18 protein-coding genes are annotated in these 20,919 nt (G+C 63.0%); 12 read left to right on the top strand and 6 right to left on the bottom strand.

Going from position 1 to position 20,919, the window contains the following annotated elements:
- Positions 1-22: 22 nt before the first annotated feature.
- On the bottom strand, positions 23-1,516 hold the full coding sequence (locus tag ACYVNQ_RS16670) for an efflux RND transporter periplasmic adaptor subunit (protein ID WP_460903653.1): 1,494 nt from the start codon (positions 1,514-1,516) through the stop codon (positions 23-25).
- The gene (locus tag ACYVNQ_RS16665) at positions 1,513-2,829 is read right to left on the bottom strand and encodes a TolC family protein (RefSeq protein ID WP_460903652.1); all 1,317 of its coding nucleotides are present in this window, start codon (positions 2,827-2,829) and stop codon (positions 1,513-1,515) included. The genes ACYVNQ_RS16670 and ACYVNQ_RS16665 overlap by 4 nt, the downstream gene beginning before the upstream one ends.
- Before the next feature lie 169 nt (positions 2,830-2,998).
- Here ACYVNQ_RS16665 and ACYVNQ_RS16660 point away from each other — a divergent pair, with 169 nt between their 5' ends.
- Both ACYVNQ_RS16660 and ACYVNQ_RS16655 read left to right on the top strand, forming a co-directional pair.
- Positions 2,999-3,517, top strand: a complete 519-nt coding sequence (locus ACYVNQ_RS16660) for a hypothetical protein (protein ID WP_460903651.1) — start codon at positions 2,999-3,001, stop codon at positions 3,515-3,517.
- Between the two features lie 23 nt (positions 3,518-3,540).
- Entirely contained in the window at positions 3,541-4,035 is a 495-nt protein-coding gene (locus ACYVNQ_RS16655) for an MgtC/SapB family protein (RefSeq protein WP_460903650.1), read from the top strand.
- Between the two features lie 57 nt (positions 4,036-4,092).
- Here ACYVNQ_RS16655 and ACYVNQ_RS16650 read toward each other — a convergent pair whose 3' ends face one another.
- Positions 4,093-5,868, bottom strand: a complete 1,776-nt coding sequence (locus ACYVNQ_RS16650; protein ID WP_460903649.1) for a phospholipase D-like domain-containing protein — start codon at positions 5,866-5,868, stop codon at positions 4,093-4,095.
- 267 nt (positions 5,869-6,135) lie between these two features.
- Here ACYVNQ_RS16650 and ACYVNQ_RS16645 point away from each other — a divergent pair, with 267 nt between their 5' ends.
- Positions 6,136-7,320 carry an amidohydrolase family protein gene (locus ACYVNQ_RS16645; RefSeq protein ID WP_460903648.1) on the top strand — a complete coding sequence of 395 codons (1,185 nt, stop codon included), beginning with the start codon at positions 6,136-6,138 and terminating at the stop codon, positions 7,318-7,320.
- Between the two features lie 29 nt (positions 7,321-7,349).
- On the opposite strand, the gene ACYVNQ_RS16640 is transcribed toward ACYVNQ_RS16645, so the two are convergent.
- On the bottom strand, positions 7,350-8,123 hold the full coding sequence (locus tag ACYVNQ_RS16640; protein WP_460903647.1) for an alanyl-tRNA editing protein: 774 nt from the start codon (positions 8,121-8,123) through the stop codon (positions 7,350-7,352).
- A 149-nt stretch (positions 8,124-8,272) separates the two neighbouring features.
- Here ACYVNQ_RS16640 and ACYVNQ_RS16635 point away from each other — a divergent pair, with 149 nt between their 5' ends.
- A complete protein-coding gene (locus tag ACYVNQ_RS16635) occupies positions 8,273-9,070 on the top strand; it encodes a helix-turn-helix domain-containing protein (protein ID WP_460903646.1) in 798 nt (265 codons plus the stop codon).
- Between the two features lie 77 nt (positions 9,071-9,147).
- Here ACYVNQ_RS16635 and ACYVNQ_RS16630 read toward each other — a convergent pair whose 3' ends face one another.
- The gene (locus ACYVNQ_RS16630) at positions 9,148-10,122 is read right to left on the bottom strand and encodes a GlxA family transcriptional regulator (protein ID WP_460903645.1); all 975 of its coding nucleotides are present in this window, start codon (positions 10,120-10,122) and stop codon (positions 9,148-9,150) included.
- Between the two features lie 391 nt (positions 10,123-10,513).
- Here ACYVNQ_RS16630 and ACYVNQ_RS16625 point away from each other — a divergent pair, with 391 nt between their 5' ends.
- From ACYVNQ_RS16625 to ACYVNQ_RS16605, 5 genes are all read left to right on the top strand, one after another.
- Positions 10,514-11,848 carry an epoxide hydrolase family protein gene (locus tag ACYVNQ_RS16625; RefSeq protein ID WP_460903644.1) on the top strand — a complete coding sequence of 445 codons (1,335 nt, stop codon included), beginning with the start codon at positions 10,514-10,516 and terminating at the stop codon, positions 11,846-11,848.
- A 428-nt stretch (positions 11,849-12,276) separates the two neighbouring features.
- Positions 12,277-13,392: a SpoIIE family protein phosphatase gene (locus ACYVNQ_RS16620; protein WP_460903643.1), complete on the top strand. Its 1,116-nt coding sequence runs from the start codon at positions 12,277-12,279 to the stop codon at positions 13,390-13,392.
- A 12-nt stretch (positions 13,393-13,404) separates the two neighbouring features.
- On the top strand, positions 13,405-13,968 hold the full coding sequence (locus ACYVNQ_RS16615) for a SiaB family protein kinase (protein ID WP_460903642.1): 564 nt from the start codon (positions 13,405-13,407) through the stop codon (positions 13,966-13,968).
- Between the two features lie 19 nt (positions 13,969-13,987).
- Entirely contained in the window at positions 13,988-14,380 is a 393-nt protein-coding gene (locus ACYVNQ_RS16610; protein ID WP_460903641.1) for a DUF1987 domain-containing protein, read from the top strand.
- Positions 14,381-14,414: 34 nt separating this feature from the next.
- Positions 14,415-15,119, top strand: coding sequence for a GGDEF domain-containing protein (locus ACYVNQ_RS16605; RefSeq protein WP_460903640.1), 705 nt, complete (start codon positions 14,415-14,417; stop codon positions 15,117-15,119).
- A gap of 105 nt (positions 15,120-15,224) precedes the next feature.
- Here the strand turns inward: ACYVNQ_RS16605 and ACYVNQ_RS16600 are convergent, their stop codons facing one another.
- Positions 15,225-16,046: a DUF3331 domain-containing protein gene (locus ACYVNQ_RS16600; protein WP_460903639.1), complete on the bottom strand. Its 822-nt coding sequence runs from the start codon at positions 16,044-16,046 to the stop codon at positions 15,225-15,227.
- A 2-nt stretch (positions 16,047-16,048) separates the two neighbouring features.
- Here ACYVNQ_RS16600 and ACYVNQ_RS16595 point away from each other — a divergent pair, with 2 nt between their 5' ends.
- The 3 genes from ACYVNQ_RS16595 (at position 16,049) to ACYVNQ_RS16585 (ending at position 20,915) form a co-directional block, all read left to right on the top strand.
- The gene (locus ACYVNQ_RS16595; protein ID WP_460903638.1) at positions 16,049-16,957 is read left to right on the top strand and encodes a LysR family transcriptional regulator; all 909 of its coding nucleotides are present in this window, start codon (positions 16,049-16,051) and stop codon (positions 16,955-16,957) included.
- Positions 16,958-17,370: 413 nt separating this feature from the next.
- The gene (locus ACYVNQ_RS16590; protein WP_460903637.1) at positions 17,371-20,127 is read left to right on the top strand and encodes a winged helix-turn-helix domain-containing protein; all 2,757 of its coding nucleotides are present in this window, start codon (positions 17,371-17,373) and stop codon (positions 20,125-20,127) included.
- A 173-nt stretch (positions 20,128-20,300) separates the two neighbouring features.
- On the top strand, positions 20,301-20,915 hold the full coding sequence (locus ACYVNQ_RS16585; protein ID WP_460903636.1) for an HD domain-containing protein: 615 nt from the start codon (positions 20,301-20,303) through the stop codon (positions 20,913-20,915).
- Positions 20,916-20,919: the final 4 nt, after the last annotated feature.

The following is a 20,919-nucleotide window of genomic DNA, read 5'->3' as shown; positions in this document are numbered from 1 at the left end:
GAGAGGAGCGTGCGGCTGCGCGTCAGTGTTCATCGGCGCTGCCTTTCTGGAGTTCGGCCTTCAGCACGTAGGCGTTTTGCGCCGCGTAGCGCTGGCCCGCCCGTAAGCCGGCGACGATTTCGACGGACTGCGCGTCGCGTCTGCCGGTTTGTACCGGCTGTGCGACGAAGCCCTGTTGCGCCAGCACGAATACCGCGGACGCGCCGTCGATGTCGTAAAGCGCCTCGGTACTCACAGCCACGGGCACATCCCGTGCGCCGGCTACGACGCTTACTTCGACGAACAGGCCCGGCCGCCATGTGCCGCCGGGATTGGGCAGCACGACGCGGGCCGGGGCGGTGCGTGTCTGCTCGCCCAGCAGCGCGCCGACGAAGGAGATGGCGCCGTGTGCGGTCGATTCGAAAGCGCTGGTCGAAACCGTCGCGTTGCGTCCGACGCGTACATCGTTCAGGTGTTGCGCCGGCACGGCCATTTCGGCCCAGACCGTCGAGAGGTCCGACAGCGTGAAGAGATTCGCATCGGCGGCGACCGACTCGCCGGGTGCGACATGTTTTGCGACGATGGTGCCCGCGAACGGCGCGCGCAGCTCGTAGCGGTTCAGTGCGCCTGAAGCGGCGGGTGCATTCAGCGCGGCGAGTTTTTGTCCGGCGTTTTGCGCGGCGATTTCAGCCTCGCGCAGCTGGGTTTGCGCTTGCAGATAGTCCTGCTCCGCTGAGATGCGCTCTTGCCATAAGGACTTTTCGCGTCGATAGGCGGTGCGCGCGGCCTCTAACCGTCGCTGCGCCGCGAGCCATTCGCTACGTCGATCGGCGAGCTCCGGGCTGGCGACGATCGCCAGCCGCTGCCCCTGCGCGACGTTTTGCCCGATCGATACATCGACGCGCTCGATCACGCCTGCCACTCGCGGCACCACATGCGCAGTGCGGTCCTCATTGAGTCTGATTTCGCCCGGCAGGCGCACTGTCTTGACGATTTGTGTCGGCCCGGCGCGCGCGACTTCGATGCCCGAGGCCTGCATCTGCGCGACGCTCAGCGGGATCGCGCCGTCCGCGCGCGAAAACTTGAACGATGCGGAACGGCCTTCGACCGCGACGTCGATTACTGCATCGAACACGTGGGGTTGGGCGATCGGCTGCGCGCTTGTGAAACCCGGTGCCGACGCGATGAAGCGCAACGCTTCGCGCGTGCCGTCATGGCGCTGCAGCGAACCCGTGATGCTGACGTTTTGCGTCGCAAGTTTGCCTTCGAGGAATGGGTAAACGACGAGGCGCGCGTTGCCGGCTTTCCCGGACAGCAGGATCTCGGCTGCGAACGGCCCGCTGGTCAGTACGACGCCGCCGTTTTGACCCGCTGCGGTATCGATTGTGCGTGCAACGGGCCTGACGCTGCGTGTCGTCTCGCGTGTTTGCATGCCGTCGACGCGCATCCATGCAAACACGGCAGCGGCGAGCAAGACGATGACGAGCAGCGCGGCGCCGGCCATGTATCTACCGCGGCGTGTGACTGGAAGTTTCATGGCGCAAGCGCTGAAGAAGTGATGTCCGACGGCGTACGGGCAGGCGCCGAGCCTGTGATCCGGTTGAGCTCCGCGTACGCGCGATGCGCGTTGGCGAGTGCAGCAACGTATTGCGAGCGGCTCTGAAACAGCGTGCGCTGTGCGTCGAGCACGTCGAGTAAAGCGAACCTGCCGAGTTCGTAGCCGCGCGAGGTCGTCTCCAACGCGTCGCGCGCTGCAGGCAGCACGTCTGTTCTCAAGCGCCTGGCTTCGTCCGCGGCATTCTCGTAGTTCGCGTAGGTCTGCGCGAGATCGAGCCGCACGCGTGCGCGTTCGCTGTCCTCGTCGGCGCTAGCCTTTGCCGCCTGATGTGTCGCTTCGAGCAGCGCGCCGCGATTGGTATCGAACAACGGCAATGGAATCGATATGCCGATCACCGCCTGATTCAGCGGTGAGCCTGCGGTTGCAATTCGTTTCATGCCGGCACTGACGGTGAGGTCCGGAATGCGCTTGGCCCGTTCGACTGCGATCAACGCTTGTGCGCGCGATGTTTGCGCATGCGCGGCGCGCAATGCCGGCCCGCTGTCTGCGCGCTGCAGCAGTTGCGGCAGCGGCCCGACCGGTGGCACGCGATCCAGATCGCCGCCGGCGATGCGCTCGCGCGGCACGGCGCCGCCCATCGCATTGGCGAGGGTTTCCTGTGCAATCGAGACCTGTCTGCGTGCGCTGGCCTCTTCGATCTGCGCGGCGCTGACGGCCACCTGCGCTTTGGTCGCTTCGACCGGTGGCACCTTGCCGGCCTGCACACGTTTGTGCGCGATGCGCGCGGAGCGCTCGGCAAGGCCGGTGGCTTCTTCGGCGAATTGCCGTTGACGTTGCGCGGCAAGCAGGCCGTAGAACGCGGCTATCACGTCCGCTTGCAAGCCGGCGGCGCGCGCGTCGAGCGCGGCAATCGATGCCGCGCGGCGATACGATGCGGCATCGACGCGCGCCGCGCGCTTGCCGCCCAGTTCGATGGTCTGATTGAGCAACGCGGTCGACGTGCGCTCGGCGCCGCTCAAGCCTTCCTGCAGCAGCGACAGCTGCGGGTTCGGACGCGCGCCTGCCTGTACCAGCGCGCCGCTCGAGGCGTCCGTGTCGGCGCGGGCGCTGCGCAGTAGCGGATTGTTGAGTTCGGCGAGTGCGAGGGCTTCGTCGAGCGTGAGCGGCGGTGCGTTCGACTGCGCCACAGTTGCGATGGCGTTCGGATCCTCGCGCTGCGCGATGGCCTGCTGCGCGTACGCGGAGGTTGCGGCCGCAACCAGATAGAAGGTCGCGATAAATGGCTTGGTCATGAGACGAACGCTTCGCTGACGGAATGCGCTCGATGCTACGTACGCGCTACAGTGCGAAGATGAGACGAACATGACATTTCCGTCATCAATACCGTGCTGTACGGTGTTTCGCGGAACGCTGCGTCAGTCGGTCTAGAATGGTGGACCAGACAGACGGACGGAATATGTGATGAAAGATGCATTTGAACGCCGGGCACTGTTGTTGCACCTCGGTACGGTTCTCGACACGATGAACACGCTGCTGACGCTTTCCGCCAGCGATTCCAGCCATACCGTACGCGAGCTCGCAGCCGCGCATCGTGCGCTCGCGAAGCACCCGTTGCTGCAACAGATGCCCGCCGCGCTGACGCCGCAGGCATTTGCGCAGCGCGCGAGCGCGGCATTTGCCACGTGGCCGCAAGTGCTGCTCGAAGCAGAGCTGGATCGCGAGCGGCTCGCACTCGTCGTACGCGACGCGCTTTTTACTGCAAACGAAGCGGGCTGGCACGCGTACGTCGACAGCCTGAAAGCGGAGGTATCGTGGTTCGGCGAAGGCTTGCCGCCGATGCCAACCGAACCGGCCGCAGTCGAGCCCGCGCGGCCCCGCAAAGCCGCGGCCGCCGCCTCGGCCGATCACCCGCAGCCGGCGGCACCCGATGAAGCGCTGGCCGGCGCCGGCGTATACCCATCGTGGCCGTGGAAGCCGTAACCGCAAGCGGCGCGCGCTGACGCATGCTGCCCGATCCGGTCTTTCACGAAGCCTTGCTACGCATGGTGATTGCGATGCTGCTGGGCTGCGTCATTGGCGTCGATCGCAATATGCGCGGCAAACCGACCGGCGTAAAAACGCTCGGTCTGGTCGCGCTGGGCGCGTGTCTCGTCACCATGGCCGGCGGCGGCTTCATGATGCACGGCGTAATGGGCAGCGCGGAAGCGTCGCGCGCGATTCAGGGCATCGTCACCGGCATCGGTTTTCTAGGCGCGGGCGTGATCGTGCAGAACGCGGCGACCGACAAGATTCGCGGCCTGACCACCGCCGCATCGATCTGGGTGACGGCGGCGCTTGGTATTGTGTGCGGCGCCGGTGCGTGGTCGGTGGCGCTGGTCGCAACGCTGATGTTCATGGTGCTGCTGATCGGCGGGCGTATCGTCGAGCGCATGCTGCATCGGCATTGGCTGTCGAAGCCGCAAGAGCATCGCGACGCGCTGCTCGAAGAGGAGGAGTAGCGCAAGCGCGAGGCGGCCGCCCGGTATTGCGCGGCCACCTCGCGGTCAGTTCCGCGCTCAGTTCACGTCGCTTGCAAGCGCGACACGGGCCTTCGATTCCGGCGTGCCGTCGATGAAGTACTTCGCAGCCCAGCTGCTGTCCGGTTTCAGCACGAGCCGCTGATGCTGGCCGCCGCGCTGCTGTTCGGCAATCGCAATGGCCCGCGCGCGGTAATGCTCGTAAAGCCGCAGAAACTCGGCGAGATACGTACCGGCCACATGTTTATCGCGAATCTCCAGCAGGTTCTCGTCGTTGAAGTGCTCCGAGTTGTTGCTCATGTTCGCCGATCCGGTATAGACGATCGGATTGTCGCCTTCCGCATCGATCACGAGAAACTTGTGATGGATGATGACCGGCGCGTAAGACGGCGCGTGCTCGCCCGGAAACAGCTGCATCTCCGGCAAAAACCCTTCGGGTACGGTAGCCGGCGAGAAGTACGCGGCATCGATCACATCCTTCTGCGTGCTGCTGCGGTGGTACAGCTCCATGTTCGCCAGCGCCGTGGTACTGACCACCTTGCCGGCCTGCTGCGCCTCGTCGGCTTCCTGCGCCGATTTCTCGCTGATGTGATTGACGAGGCCGAACATCATCAGCCCCTTGTCGCCGGCAGCGAAGCACGCATCGCGCAGCGGCGCGTCGGTCGGCATGAACAGGCAGAACACCACCGAATGCTGCGCCGCGTTGATCGCCGCGACGATCGTGTCGATCTGCGTGCGCTTGTCCTTCGGCTCCGGCGAAAAGCACACGCGGACCTTCGCGTCGCCGATCGTCACCGGTTCGGACCAGCCGTTCGACAGCTTGGCCGTTTCGCCGATGGTCGGGTTTTGCGCGAGGCTCGCGGCGCGATTGTTGTACAACTGCGCAAGTTCCGCCGATTCGAACAGATGCAGCACGTTGGCCTGTTCGGTCAGCCCTTCGGTGGTGAAGTTGGCCGAGCCGGTCAGCACCTGGTCCGCGCGGATCTGGCCTTCGCCATCGTCGCTGACGATGAACTTGTTATGCATGATGTGCGTCTTGTCGCGTGGCGCGAGCGCGGCGAGCCCTTCCAGCGCGTCGACTGCCTGCTGGTTCGGCGACGGCTGCGGCGGCTTGCCTTTGCTGGTCACCTGATGCGAGTCGTACACCAGCGCGAGCGCGCCCTTGCCGTGCTGCTTGCCGAACGCCTTGAAGGCCGGAATCGCCCACAGCGGGTCGGTCAGGTGGTACACCGCCGAGGCCGCGTGGCGCGCGCCGGAGAACACGGTCGCGAAGGTCTGCTCGAGATCGTTGGCGAGCCACGTGCGCAGACGCAGTGCGTCGTCGGGTGACGGGGTCTCGTTCGGCTTGAGCTTGAGCGTCGCCACCATCCGCGAAAAAGCCTGCGAGCTGACCACCGCGCGGTTGAACCAGCTGCCGATGCCGCGCTCCATATGGTCCGGCAGCGTGAAGCTACAGGTACCTTTTTCGTTGTCGAGCAGTTGCGGCGCGGTTGGCTTGCCGACTACCGGGTACACGTCGTATTCGAAATGCTTGTTGCGGTCCGGCGGATCGATGCGCGCATCCCACCACATGAACTTCTGGATCGGCGCGACGTTGGTGGGTGCATCGCGTTGCGCGTCGGGCACCGGCCCGTTGAAGGTTACGCGGTTCGGCAGCCAGCTGCTCGCCTCGCGTTCGCGGCCGGACGGATCGAGAAATCCGGGGGTGCGCTTGATCGCGAAGCCGAGAAAATCGGCGCGGTCCTTGCCCTGCGGCCAGTCGAGCGCCAGCAGAACCAGTGTGGGGGACAGATAAGCGCGCACGGCAACCGTCATGGATGTCTCCTCGACCGATGGGTATCGAGGCAGTCTGGCGCACCTGTGTATTGAATCTGTGAAATTTGGATGTAGTTTTTGAGTCAGTGTGAAGTCGCGCGGAATGGCCGATGCAGGAAGCATGCGTGGCTTGTCCGGTGCAGGCGTGCGACGGTGACGGGCCGAACGAGCGACGCGCTGAGCATGCGTCGATACAGTGCAGCGGTCGCGAGCCGGCCGGTTACCGGATACATTGCATGCTGTGAGCCACATCGTGCCCCTATCGACATGACCTCCTTGCTGATTCGCGACGTACGTACGAGCACGGGCGACGCGCTCGATATTCTCATCGACCGCGGGCGTATTGCCGACGCTGCGCCGGCTATTGCCGGGCAAGCGGACTGCGTCGTCGAAGAAGGCGCGGGCGCGCTGGTGCTGCCCGGTCTCGTCGAAGGTCACACGCATCTCGACAAGACCCACTGGGGCATGCGCTGGTATCGCAACGAAGTTGCGCCGAGCCTTGTCGAGCGGATCGAAAACGAACGCCGCTGGCGCGCGACAAGCGGGCATGACGCGGGTGCGCAGTCGTTTGCATTGGCGCGCGCGTTTCTCGCCGCGGGCACGACGCGTTTGCGCACGCACGTGGACGTCGATACCGACGCCGGTTTGCGGCATCTGCACGGCGTCCTTGAGACACGTGAGGCGCTACGCGGGCAAATCGAAATCCAGATTGTCGCGTTTCCGCAATCGGGCATTTTGAAGCGCGCGGGCACTGATGCGCTGCTCGCCGATGCGCTGCGTGCCGGCGCCGATCTGCTCGGCGGCCTCGATCCATGCGCGATCGAAGGCGATGCGGTGGTCGCGCTCGACCTGCTGTTCGGGCTTGCAGACCGGCACGGATGTGGGCTGGACCTTCATCTGCACGAGCGCTCGACGATGGGCGCCGATTCGCTCGATCTGATCCTGCAGCGCACCGCTGCGCTCGGCATGCAAGGCAAGGTGGTGATCAGCCATGGCTTTTGTCTCGGCGATCTTGCGCCGCGCGAGCGCGACGCGTTGCTCGAGCGCATGGCGCGGCTCGGCGTCGCCATCGTAACGACGGCGCCAGCGTCGGTTGCGGTACCTCCGGTGATGGCTTGTCGCACGGCGGGCGTAACCGTGATCGGCGGCAACGACGGGATCCGCGATACGTGGACGCCATACGGCTCGCCCGACATGCTCGAGCGCGCGATGCTGATCGGCATGCGTAACGACTTCCGGCGCGACGACGAGCTGGAGGTCGCGCTCGATTGCGTGACGCACGGCGCGGCGCGCGGCTGCGGCTTTGCGGATTACGGGCTGCTGCCCGGCATGCGCGCGGATCTCGTGCTGGTCGACGCGCGAACGCCGGCCGAAGCGGTGGTGGCGCGGCCGGTGCGCAAGCTGGTGGTGTCGGCGGGGAAGATCGTCGCGCGTGACGGCGTGCTGGTCTAAAAGACTGGCCGCTGCGCAATGGTAAAAACTCAGTGGTAGAGATCGACCAGCAGATCGGCACGCGACAAGGGAAAGCTGCAGGACACGCGTTCTTTCCCTTTGCCAACGCTCTTTCTGCGTACCTCGACGTGCTGGACCGGTCCGGTCGACGCGATATGCGTGCCGCCACATGGAATCACCTGACCTTCGCAACGCCAATAGCGCGCATCCGCGTGTGCTTCATGCGCGTAAGTCTCCACGGCGCTGTTGCGGCCGATATACGCGTTGGCGAGTCTTGCAATCTCCCCGATTTCTTCGGGCGTGAAACGATCCGATATCCAGAAGTCGAAGCGTGCCGATTCGATCGCAATGTGGCAGCCGATGGTTTCCGCAATCGCGTCGGGGCGCACTGCGCCGATGCCCAGATAGAGCAGGTGCGACGCGGTGTGGCTCAACGACAGCTGAGCCCTGCGCAAGCGGTCGATGCGCACTAACACGTCCATGCCCGGCTGCAAGATGTGCAGGTGGGGCAAGTCGTCGGCGCATATGACGTGCTCGATCACGCCGTCTACCGAAATATCCGGGAAGCCGGGTAGCGGTGCGCGGTTGCCGTACATCTTGCGCACGTGGACGAACCGGATGACCCGACCGTCGGGCAGGACGAACTCTCCATGGTCCGGATCCTGGCCGCCGCCTTCGGGATACGCGACGGTTTGATCCAGTTCGACGAAATCGTGGCCGAGTTTTACGACCTTCGCCGTGTGCTGGAAAGCCAGTGGGTCTTCATAGAAGAGCTTGCGGGTTTTTCTGTCTAACGAAAACATAGCTGTACCACGGGTGTGAGGACCTGATGCGGCGCCAAAGGTATGATTGCCGAATCGCTGCGCGGCTGGCTATCAGAAAACTGACGTAATGATGTGACACGTACCGCGCGTCGCATCGTGTCAGCTGCGCAATGTCAGAGGATGCTTCCATGGAGAGTCTCATCGCCGGCGACTGGCAGGTCGAACTTCTGCCGGCCGAGAGGTACGAAGCCGCTTATGCGCCCGCGCGCGCGGTGCTCGGCGTTGCGTTCGATGCGCAAAGCGGCACGCATGCGTTCGGCAGCGATCGCATCAAGCCGTTTCGGGCCAAACCGAATGGCCTCGGCTTCGTGCCGCCGGGTTGCGACGTGTATTCGGCATCGCCGGCGGGCGGCGAATACCTGCGCATCGTCGAAGCGACGCCCGGCCGTCTCGCACACTTGCCTGCACGACAATTCAGCGATGTGATCGACGCGGCTGCAATTGAAGCGGCACACGCGATTCGCCGGCATCTTCTGGCCGATGGGTACACAGCTGCTGAATTGATCGAGGTGCAAGCCGAGATTCTGGTCGAGCGTGTGCGGGCGATTCTTTCCGTGGGTCAAACTTTTCCCAGCAATGGCGCATGGATCACACCCAATCGCCTGAAGCGAATCGATGAATATATCGACTGCCACATGGAGCAGAAAATCCGTGTCGGCGAAATCGCGGGAGCGTTGGGCTTATCAGAAGGTTTTTTCATTCGCGCGTTCAAGGCGGCCGTTGGCGTGAATCCGCACAGCTATCTGATCGACAGGCGTATCGCCAAAGCGCGGCATATGCTGGGCACGTCGCGTCAACCGCTTGCCGATATCGCGTTGGCGGTGGGCTTTTCATCGCATGCGCATATGAGCGCGTGCTTTCGCGAACGTCTGGGTGTTACGCCGAGCAAGCTGAGGAGCACACGGTCGCCGCAGCGCGAGGCTTGAGGCTTCAGCGCCGCGGCGCTATGCCGAGGCGATCGCGGCGTTTCGCATGTTCGGGATGCGCCAGCGTATGCGGCGCGTTACGAAATCGCAAAACGCTCGCGATAGACCTGCGGCGCGACGCGCAGCAGACGAATAAAACTGCAGCGCATCGTTTCTTCACTGCCGAACCCGCAACGGGTGGCGATCCGCTTGATCGACCACGAGGTTTCGCCCAGTAGCCGCTGCGCGGCCTCCACCCGCAGTTGCTCGACGGCGCGCGCGGGTGTGCGCCCCGTTTCCGCCTTGTAGTGCCGCATAAAGCTGCGCTCGCTCATATTCGCCCGCCGCGCCAGCATCGGCACCGACAGATCGGAGGTGAGGTGTGCCGTCATCCATGCATGCAATTCGTCGAAGCGGTCGTCGGCTTTTTGCATCGACAACATCGTGCTGAACTGCGACTGGCCGCCAGGCCGCTTCAGAAACACCACCAGTTCGCGTGCAACGTCGAGTGCCATCGCGCGGCCGTGGTCCTCTTCGACGAGCGCAAGCGCGAGATCGATTCCCGCCGTGACGCCGGCCGAGGTCCAGATCGCGCCGTCGCGGATGAAGATCGGGTCGGCTTCGACGCGCAATTGCGGATAACGCTGCGCGAGTTCGTTGCAGCGGGCCCAGTGTGTCGCGACGCGCCGCCCGTCCAGCAGGCCCGCCTCGGCCAGCACGAACGCGCCCGAGCAGACCGACGCGACGCGCACCGAGCGGGGCGCCTGGCGCTGCGCCCACAGGATCAGACGCGAGTCTTGCGCCGCGGCGATTACGCCGCTGCCGCCCGGAACGATGAAGGTGTCGACCGGGCCCTTCACCGAGCGCAGCGAATCGGCCTGCAGCGCAAGGCCGGACGACGAGGTGACGAGCCCCGCCTCGGCGGCAATGACGCGCGGCGCGTAGGGCTGCGGCTGCCCGCGTTTTGCTGCGAGTTCATTGGCGGACGCGAATACCTGCAACGGCCCGCATACGTCGAGCAATTGAACATTCGGGAAGGCTAGCAGCAGGATGGAGCGAGGATGTACGGGCATTTTCGGCGCTGGCGAAAAACAAGGGGCAAGCGAATATTCTGCCAGAAGCAGCGCGCATCGACGCGTTCGAAAGATGTCTTTGCGACGCCGCAAGTACGCTGCGACAGAGTCTCGGCGCCGTCACGCCGAATCTTCACAACAATCGGTCAACGCCTGAAGTCAAAACCGCCTCCCATGTATCAGGCGGCGTGCTTTCTTTCCAGGCATTCACAAGTGTTGTACTCGTGTCGGCATTTACGCTGCCTGCGGGTCTTTACATAATGGCTTCAACAACCGCGATTCATTGTTTGCGGTCGAAGCAGGGCCGACAATCCACACACTCAGGATTGCATATATCTGTGAGATGCATTGCGCTCTGTCCAAACGAAGGCATTGACGAATAGGAGCTTGTATGTCGAACGATATTCTTCCTGAGGCGCCGTCGCGCCGCCGCTTTATCGGCGCAGCCGCGGCAGCCGTGATGGCGGGTTCATTGAGCGGATTTGCGCTGGCCGATACCGGCAAGCAGCCGATCACCCAGGTCGCGCCGCCCAAGGGCGGCGACAAGGCCACGATTCGTCCGCTGCGCGTGCACGTGCCGGACGCGCAACTGGCCGATTTGCGTCGACGTATCAAGGCAACGAAATGGCCGGACCGCGAAACCGTGCCGGACGCGTCGCAAGGCGTGCAGCTCGCGACGATGCAAAAACTCGCCGCCTATTGGTCGACGGATTACAACTGGCGCAAGGTCGAAGCGCGACTGAACGCGTTGCCGCAGTTCGTCACCGAGATCGACGGCGTCGATATCCACTTCATTCATGTGCGTTCGAAACATGAAAACGCACTGCCGGTTATCGTTACGCACGGTTGGCCGGGGTCGATCATCGAGCAGCTGAAGATCATCGATCCGCTGACCAATCCGACTGCGCATGGCGGCAGCGCAGCCGATGCCTTCGACGTGGTGATTCCGTCGCTGCCCGGCTACGGGTTTTCAGGCAAGCCGACCACGACGGGCTGGGACCCGCAGCGTATCGCGCGCGCATGGGTGGTGCTGATGCAGCGGCTCGGCTATACACGTTACGTCGCGCAAGGCGGGGACTGGGGCAATGCCGTGACCGAACAGATGGCGTTGCTGACGCCGCCCGGGTTGCTCGGCATTCACACCAACATGCCGGCCACGGTACCCGACGACATCGCCAATGCGCTGAAGTATGGCCAGCCGGCGCCGGCGGGTCTTTCCCCCGACGAGCAGCACGCGTTCGACCAGCTCGACTTCTTCTACAAGCATGGCCTTGGCTACGCACAGGAGATGGCGGGCCGTCCGCAGACGCTGTATGGCATCGAAGATTCGCCGATCGGACTCGCCGCCTGGATGATCGATCACGATGCTGCCAGTGAAGCGCTGATCACCCGTGTGTTCGATGGGCAGCAGGAAGGGCTGTCGCGCGACGACATCCTCGACAATGCCACGCTCTACTGGGTGACCAACACCGGCATCTCGTCGGCACGGCTGTACTGGGAAAACAAGCTCAACTTCTTTGCGCCGAAGCACATCACGCTTCCGGTTGCGGTCAGCGTCTTTCCGGATGAGATCTACGCCGCGCCGCGCAGCTGGACCGAGAAGGCGTACCCGAAGCTGATTCATTACAACCGACTTCCTAAAGGCGGCCATTTTGCGGCATGGGAGCAGCCGCAATCGTTTTCCGACGAGCTGCGCGTGAGTTTCAGGCCGTTACGCCAGGCGTAACGCGATCGATGGTCTGCGTGAACGACGCCCGTGAATGGTGTCGTTCACGTTGTGATCGATAACGGTGTTCAAATGCACGGCTGTATTTAAAGCGGCTTCATTGATCTGCACGGCAAACGTTTGCTGCAGCCAATATGGCCGGATAGCAAAACACGCGCATTGCAGGCCAGTAATTTTTATATGTTTCGGCTTGGATTCGGCTAGCAAACAGCGTTACCATGCGAGGGTTTACCGAACACGCTTGCTGTCACGCACAGTACACGGAAAAATATTAGCGTGCTGGGTTTTATCCACGATTGGCCAGTGCCACCATGCATCCAGCGTTTTCGCGGTTTCGCCGTTCCAGCGCACAACGGGACCCACGCTCTGCCGGGGAATTATGCCAGGAGGCGCCGACCGTTAAATCGGACGACCCCAACTCGCTCGTGATGGAAATTTTTTCCTCACGTAGCGACATGGCAAGCCTCGCCGTGACCGAAAAGAATCGTCCGATCGGGCTCATCAATCGCGATATCTTTCTGTCGCAGATGAGCAAGCCTTTCCATCGCGAGTTGTACGGCAAGAAGAGCTGTATCGCGTTCATGGACAAGGAGCCGTTGATCGTCGATGCCGACATGAGCATCGAAGCGTTGACCTTCAAGACCGTCGAGGTGGGCGAAAAGGCCTTGATCGACGGCTTCATCGTCACGCGCGGTGGGCATTTCGCCGGCTTGGGCAGCGGTCTGCAACTGCTGGGCGCAGTGGCAGAAGCGCAGGCGGAAAAAAATCGCCAGATCATGCAGAGCATCGAGTACGCCAGTGTGATCCAGCGCGCGATGCTGCGTACGTCGCGCGAAACGCTCGAAGCGCGCCTGCAGGATGCCGCTCTGGTGTGGGAGCCGCGCGACGTGGTGGGCGGCGACTTCTATCATTTCGCGGCCTACCCGGAAGGCTGGTTCGGCGCGGTAGCCGATTGCACCGGGCACGGTGTGCCCGGCGCTTTCATGACGCTGCTCGCTTCGGCCTCGCTTTCACAGGCGCTGGAGCAGATCGGTCCGCGCGAGCCGGCGGCGTTGCTGGCGGCGGTCAACCGCAACGTCAAGGCGCTGCTGGGGCAGGTGAACAGCACGGCCGAAGTGGCGCAATCGAACGACGGTCTCGATGCGGCGTTTTTCTGGTTCGACGCCGCGCAAAGCCAGCTGCATTTTGCCGGGGCGAGAATCGCGCTGCATATCCTGTTGCCCGACGGCGAGCAGTTCGAGACGATTGCCGGCGACCGCATGGGCGTCGGCTACGTCGACAGCCTTGCTGATTATGCGTGGAAGTTGCGAACCATCCCGGTTCCGTCCGGCAGCCTGGTATTCGTTTGCACGGACGGTCTGACCGATCAGATCGGTGGATCGCGCAAGATTTCTTTCGGGCGGCGCCGTGCGCTCGGCCTGATCCTTGAGCAACGTGCCGAGACACCCTCGGCAATCTGCGAGAATGTGCGGCGGGCGCTGGCCGACTGGCAAGGCGTGCAACCCCGTCGCGACGACGTCACCTTATTTTGTGCCCGCGTTTAGCCATTAACAAGAATGTCTTTATTACTCGAACCGGACAACGCCTTTTTTGACCTCGCCCAAAGGCGCAACGTGCTCTTTTATCATAAGGGCTATTTTTCTCACAACATCGTCGCGGCCATGGGCGAGGTGGTGAGGTTGCAACTGGAAGTGGCGGGGATTAGCGGCCCGACGCGCCGTAAGCTGTTTTCGGCGTTCGTCGAACTGTCGCAGAACATCGTTCATTATTCAGCGGATGCGCTGCAGCCGGACGGTCAGGGCGGCGGTGCGATTCGCGAAGGTGCGGTATGCATCAGCAGGGAAGACGAGCGGCATCTGATGCTGTGCGTCAACCCGATAGCGACCGCCGACGTGGAGCACCTGCGCAACAAGCTGGAGCCGCTGCGCAACATGTCGCTTGAAGAGATCAAGCAGGCCTATAAGGTCTCGCTGCGAGCCGAGACCCCGGAGGAAAGCAAGGGCGCGGGATTGGGGTTCTTGACGATGGCGCGCGATGCCAGCGCGCCGCTTGAATTCGCTTTCTATCCGCGTACCGACGACCCTGAAACCACGCTGTTTTGCCTCAAGGCCATCATCTGAGTAAGGAGGCGCACGAGCCATGGATAATTTGCACATTGCCGCATCGGCAACGTCCCCGGAAGTCGATTTCAAATTCGATCAGCATACGTTGCTGCTGAGGGGCGAGTCTTACCCGGAAAACGCAGCGGCGTTCTATGCGCCGATCATCGAACAATTGCGGAAGTACCTCGCCGAGGCGGCGGGCGCCGTGATCACCATCGACGTGGTGCTGACCTACTTCAACAGCTCCAGCACGAAGATGCTGTTCAGCATGTTCGACGCGCTGGATCAGGCCGCGCAGTCCGGCAGCCGGGTGTTGATGAACTGGTTCCGCGACGAAGAAGACGAAACGATTTTCGAATTCGGTGAGGAGCTGAAGGCCGACTTCCACGCTATCGAATTCACCGATCGTCCGGTCTCACACCAAGGATAACAAGGTGCCGAGGATTTCTCCTGCGGATACATCGATGAGCGACGTGCCCGACCTGTTTCAGAACGAGACCGGGGCACTGGAGAAGGCGCGCGCGATCCATGCGAATGTCGATGCAGATGCAGCGGAGTACCACCAGTCGCTGGGGGAGCTGATCGGACACTTCGAGCGCCTGATGCGCGAGACGCGGCGGCTGATTGGCCGCAGCGACCGCGCGGAACGCGAGATGCAGGCGCTCGCCCAGCAACTGGCGCATCGCGCCACGCATGATGCGCTGACCGGTGTGCTGAACCGCAGCGCGGTGATCGAGCGAACCTCGAAAGTGCTGCGCACCAGCCAGGCGGTGATGATCGTGCTGGATATCGACGAGTTCAAACGCGTCAACGACGATTTTGGCCATCCGACCGGCGATTCGGTGATCCTGGGCGTGGTGGATTGCCTGCGGCGCATGGTTGGCGACAAGGGCTTTATCGGGCGCGTCGGCGGCGAGGAGTTCACCGTGATTCTGCCCGGCTGCGACGCGGCCAATGCGCGCTTGCTGGCAGATAGCTTACGCAATGCGATCGGCAGCTATGTGTTTGCGGCGCCGGTCGACCGGAGCATTACGGCCAGCTTTGGTGTCAGCACCAATCCGCGTGGAACCGATTTCGGCACCGCGTATGGGTTGGCGGATGCGGCGCTGTACCGCGCCAAGCGTAGCGGACGCAACCGCGTGGAATTCGCCGATCAGTGCGGCGGGTGACGGCGTCGAACCGCTGTTCATCTCGACGCAATGACGAACTGCCGGGCGGGGCCTCGTGCCATTCGAAGGCGCTGCCCGCCCGGGTCTCGCGAAACGAGATCGGCTTCAATCGATGCCGCCTGGCATCTCCCCACCTTTCCTTTGGTCCGACGCCAGCCTGTGGCGATCGGCAGGCTCTGCGAGGGCCGTATCGGGCTCTAACTGAATCGCGTCGAGCAGCGACGCGAGGATCATCGCGCCGGCATTCGCTGACGGTGGCCGCGCCGGCCATGGGCTGAACACGCTCTCGCCGCGCAAGATAAAGGCACCGCTGATTGCACATACGCCGTGGCTGCGCGCCCGAATGCGGCGCCATAACTGATCGCCATACGAACCGCGTGTCGCATCGCGCCACGCGATGGTGACGGTATTCGAACTCGGGCGGTCGATGATGTTCACGGTACTGCCGTGATTTTCGCAAGGCGCGGCCGGGCCCAGGCCGCTGCGGCGTTGGCATCCATCGCTTTCCGTCGGAACGCGCAGGGTGTCCGCTGACGGCGCGGAGCCTACCTGCAACAGGCTGACCATGCGGAGCCACGGGTCGTTGGTGTCGGTCGGTGAGCGCAATTCTTTAATCTCCTGGCGGCTAAGTCGCGAGGCGGAAACGTTATTGCGGCTCGAATCCTTCCTTCTTTTATAAAAATTAAGCAAGCCTTCAATCGCATTCCAGTTTGCTTCGTCTGGTGGATTGTTCGCGATGCTACGTTTCCCGTGTACGCATGCACCCGATGCAATCGATGCGCGACGCAACGGCATATGCGATGCTGGGGTGCCGAAGCATCTGCTTTGAACTGAACAATCGATGAACCCGGCCTTGACATGGATGGCCGCAGGAAAGGATGTGTGGGGTTCACGCCCGGCTTGCAGCAGGGCCCAAAGGAGATTCACGCATGAAGTTGTCATTCGACGTACTCGAAGCACTCGATGCCATCGACAGGACAGGTACCTTCACCGAAGCAGCGGAGCTGCTGCATCGGGTCCCATCCGCGCTGACCTATCTGGTGCAGAAGCTCGAAAGCGATCTCGCTGTGCAGCTGTTCGACCGCACCGGGCGCCGCGTCAAGCTCACGCACGCGGGCCGGGTCGTCGTGGAAGACGGGCGCCGGCTGCTGTTCGCAGCGGAGCAGCTCGAGCGCAAGGCGCGGCGCGTGCAGGACGGCTGGGAGTCCGAATTGCGTATCTGCGTGGACGAAATCCTGCCTTTAGACTCGATCTGGCCATACGTGCATCGCTTTTACGACGAAGGCATCGATACGCACCTGCGGCTGTCGCGCGAAGTGCTCGGCGGTACATGGGATGCGCTGATCTATCGGCGCGCAGACCTGGTGGTCGGCGCCGCCGGCGAATTGCCTGAGATCGCGCATCTGGTCACGCGTCCGATCGGCATCTTGCAGCACGTGTTTGCCGTTGCCCCGCATCACCCGATTGCCGGGCTGGGGGAACCGATTCCGCTTAAGGTGATTGCCGAACATCGCGGCGCGGTGATCAGCGATACGTCGCGTGAACTGGACCCGCGCACCGTCGCCAGCGAACCCGGGCAATCGAATATTGCGGTGCCGACGCTGCAAGCGAAACTGGAGGCGCAGTGCGAGGGCCTGGCGGTCGGCACGCTGCCCGCCTGCGTCGCGGCCGGTCCGATCGCCGAGGGCCGGCTGATCGCCAAACGCGTGACCGGTATGCGCGAAGAAACGCAGTGCTACCTCGCATGGCGCGATGACGAAATGGGCCGTGCGCTGCAATGGTGGGTCGATCAGCTCGATCATCCGGACATGATCGACCGGTTGCTCGGCGTGATGTGAGGGCAAAGCGAGTCGAGCGGGTTCAAAGTGTGTAATTCAATTGCTGCCGCCGGGTTCTGCCAATCGATTGCCTTATTCGAACACCCGGCAAGCCGCCATTCAGAATAACGAGCCATAAAAAGTATTCACGATTGTCGCGCGGTATTTATTAATTTTTCTGAAAAATTATCGACCGTCATTGCATTGTGCAAACGGAAAATGCAAAGTCGCGGCATGTCTATCTGGAACCCTGAAGCTTGCCGGACATGCGAACGCGCGACGCATGGGCGCGCGACGTTTCAACTTTTTTGTACTGTTCGTTCAAAAACTTCCAATGCTTGCCGGTTTGTCGTGGCGTACCATTCGCCGTCTGAACAAACGCTTCGCTGCAACACGGGTGGTCCATCAACCGAATCAGCCTGGATACCCACGCAATGGTACAGATTGGAAATATCCAGGTGAGGTTGGACACCCGGGAAATCGAAGTTGACGGTGAATTGATTTCCATCGGCAGCCGCGCATTCAGTATTCTCGAATTGCTGATTCGCGCAGAGGGTACGCTCGTATCGAAGGACGACATCATTCGCGAGGTGTGGCCCGACACGATCGTTCAGGAAAACAACCTGCAGGTGCACATCGCTACCCTGAGGCGTGTGTTCGGCAAGCATCGTGATCTGATTCGCACCGTGTCGGGACGCGGCTACGTGCTGGTGCGGCCGGCGCTAGAGGTGTCTGCGCCGCGGGCTGCGCCGGCGACGCTGCCGGCATCTGTGGCGGCGGGACAGACACCGTTGTTCGGCCGGCAGGCGCTGGTTGCCGAAATCGGCGCATTGCTCGAACGCCATCGCACCGTTACGCTCGTTGGCCCCGGCGGCATCGGCAAAACCAGCGTGGCACTCGCGGTCGCCGCACAAGCTGCGAGCCGTTTCGAGGGCGGTGTGCATTTCATTGCGCTCGCGGACGTGTCGGAGCAATGGTTCGTGCCCGATGCGGTTGCCTCGGCCCTGGGTATCAACGCACCCACGAAGGCACCGACGAGGGGACCCACGAAGGCACCCGCGGGACAACTGGCCATCGAGCAGATGGTCAATGGCTTTGCCGGCAGGCGTACGCTGATCGTGCTCGACAACTGCGAGCACGTCATCGAGGCTGCTGCCGAACTGGCCGAGCGGTTTGCGTCCAGCGGCGCGGATACGGTGGTGCTCGCAACCAGCCGCGAAGCATTGCGCGCGCGAGGCGAGACATTGTTCAGCATCGCTCCGCTCGACACGCCGCAAGAGGGGGACCCCGCATCCGCGATACTCGAAGCGAGCGCGGTGCAGCTTTTTCTCGCGCGGATTCACGCGGCCAATCAGCACTTTCCGACCGATGCGCGCACGCTCGATCATATCGCTCAGGTTTGCCGGCGGCTGGACGGCATTCCGCTTGCCATCGAACTCGCGGCGGCGCGTGCCGCCACGCTCGGCATCGAACCGCTTGCCGAGCATCTCGACGACCGCTTTCGCATTCTCGCCGGCGGTCCACGAACCGCATTGCCGCGCCACCAGACGCTTAAGGCGGCGTTCGACTGGAGCTACAGGCTGCTGAACGATGTCGAGCGCACGCTGTTCCGCCGCCTTGGTGTGTTCGTCAGCGGATTCACGTTCGATGCGGCAGCGCATGTGATGGCGCCGCAGAGGTCGCACGCGGAAACGCTGCATGCGTTGAGCGGGCTGGTGTCGAAGTCGCTGGTGGTACTTGAGAACAGCGATGTGCCACGCTACCGGATGCTCGAGTCGACCCGCGCCTACGCGCTGCAGCAGTTGCAGGACAACGGCGAGGCGCGTTCTGCGGCACAGACGCATGCGCTCTATTTCATGCAGCTATTTCAGCAACGACCGGCAGGTCACGGCGCGCCGCCGGCGCCACACGATTGCGCGCTCGCTCGCCACGAACTCGGCAATTTGCGGGCTGCGCTGGATTGGGCATTCGGCGCTGCGGGCGACCCATGCGTCGGCAGTGAACTGGCCGCCGCCGCGGTTCCGCTGCTATTCGACATGGCGCTGATCGACGAATGCGCGAAGCGTGCCGCTCAGGCACTGCAGGTGATCGAACAACTCGAACAATGTGAACAACTCAAACAGCTCGAGCAACCCGGGCGGCTGGTTGAATTCAGGTCTGCCGTGCTGCGTTTAAATGCGGCGTATGCAGCGGCGCTAGCCTATTCGGAGGGACCGGCAGACGCGGTTTTGCAGCAGTGGACCCAGGTATTGGCCGACGCGTTGGCGCTCAGCGACCTCGAAATCGAGGCACGCGCAATCTGGGGCCTATGGGAAATGCGGCAATGTCGCGGCGATGCGCGCGGCGCGCTGGTCCACGCATACCGGTTCGCCGCCTGTGCACGGCGGTCGGGGCGCGAATCCCATCAGATCATGGCGCGCCGCGTACTCGGCATCGCGCTGCACTACATCGGCAACCAGCACTCGGCGCGCGAGCACCTCGAATCGGTGATCGACGCGTCCAGCCATGCCGTGCACCGCTGGCACACGGCCGGCGCGCGGATCGACCACGGCATCTGCGCGCGCGCCACACTGGCGCGCGTGCGCTGGGCGCAAGGCGACCATGCCGATGCGCTGACGCACGCGAGGACGGCACTTGGCGCAGCGATCGATCACGCTGACGAAATGACGACCTGCTATGTGCTCTGCGAGGCAAGCGTGCCATTGGCGCTGCTGATGCAGGATGCCACGCTTGCCCGCGACGCCAACGAAGCGTTGCGCACACGTGCGCAGCGCGCCGGCTTTTCGGGCTGGCTGCTTTGCAGCGAAGCCTACGATGCGTGCGTTGCCTGCATGACCGATCGTGAAGAGCCGCAGATGCTGCGCTTCAGCGAGGCGATCGACCAGTTGCAGGCCGCCGGCTGCCTCGCGCCTGTGCCATTTTTGCTCGGGCAACTTGCCACCGCGTGGCTATCACGCGATAACCATGCTGAAGCGCTGCTTGCGCTCGACGATGCCCTGCGGCTGTCGAAGGAAACCGGAAACAAGTGGTACTACGCCGCGCTGTGCCGGATTCGCGCAGATATCGCGCTAGCGATGCAGAGCGAACACGAAGCGCAGACGTGGCTCCTTGCCGCGCTGGAACATGCGGCGCGGCAAGGCGCATTTGGCTTCGGCCTGACGGCGGTGGAACTTGCAGGCGACGCCGGCTGACTATCTGCTTACGAATCTGAATTCAGGACATTTAAGGCGCGCAACAGAACTTTAAAGGACCTTAAAGGACTTCAAGGCTCGGCAGACCTACACTGCTCGTGCATCTCGTTGGCGAACGACGGGCGGTGACCGGGCAGGGAGAGGCGATGGAGGCGCATGTCGCAGGAATTACGATGCCGGACAGTGAAATGGCGCAGCAGGCGATCGCCATTGCGCAGCAGGACATGCCCGAGGTGCTGATCCGTCACGCGTTCCGGGTGTTCCTGTTCGCGTCGCTGATCGGCCGGCAGCGAATGCTCGCGTTTTCCGGGCCACTGCTGTTCGTTGCCGCGGTCTTTCATCATCATGGGCTCGCATCGCGCTACCGGGACTCGCGCCGCAGGTTCGAGCTGGACGGCGCGGATGCGGCGCTCGCACTGCTGGCAAGACATGGCGTGCCGGAGCCCGACGCGCGCAAGGTGTGGAATGCGATTGCACTGCACACCACGTTCGGGTTGGCCGGCTTCGAGGCGCCGCTTGTCGAGCTGCTGCATGCCGGCATCGAAACCGACCTGATGGCCCTGCATTTCGATGAAATTCCTTATGACGACCGTGCCGAAGTGGTTCGGGCCTATCCGCGCGGCCGCGCATTCAAGTCGCTGATTCTCGACGCGTTGGCCGACGGCATGGCATGGCGGCCCGCGACGACATTCGGCACCGTCAATGCCGATGTGCTCGATCGATGCAAGCCTGACTTCTGCCGCATCAATTATTGTGGGCTGATTCTCGGTTCCGAATGGGACGACTGAGAGG

Source organism: Paraburkholderia jirisanensis (assembly GCF_054782355.1).
This window is presented reverse-complemented; position numbering and strand designations above follow the sequence as displayed.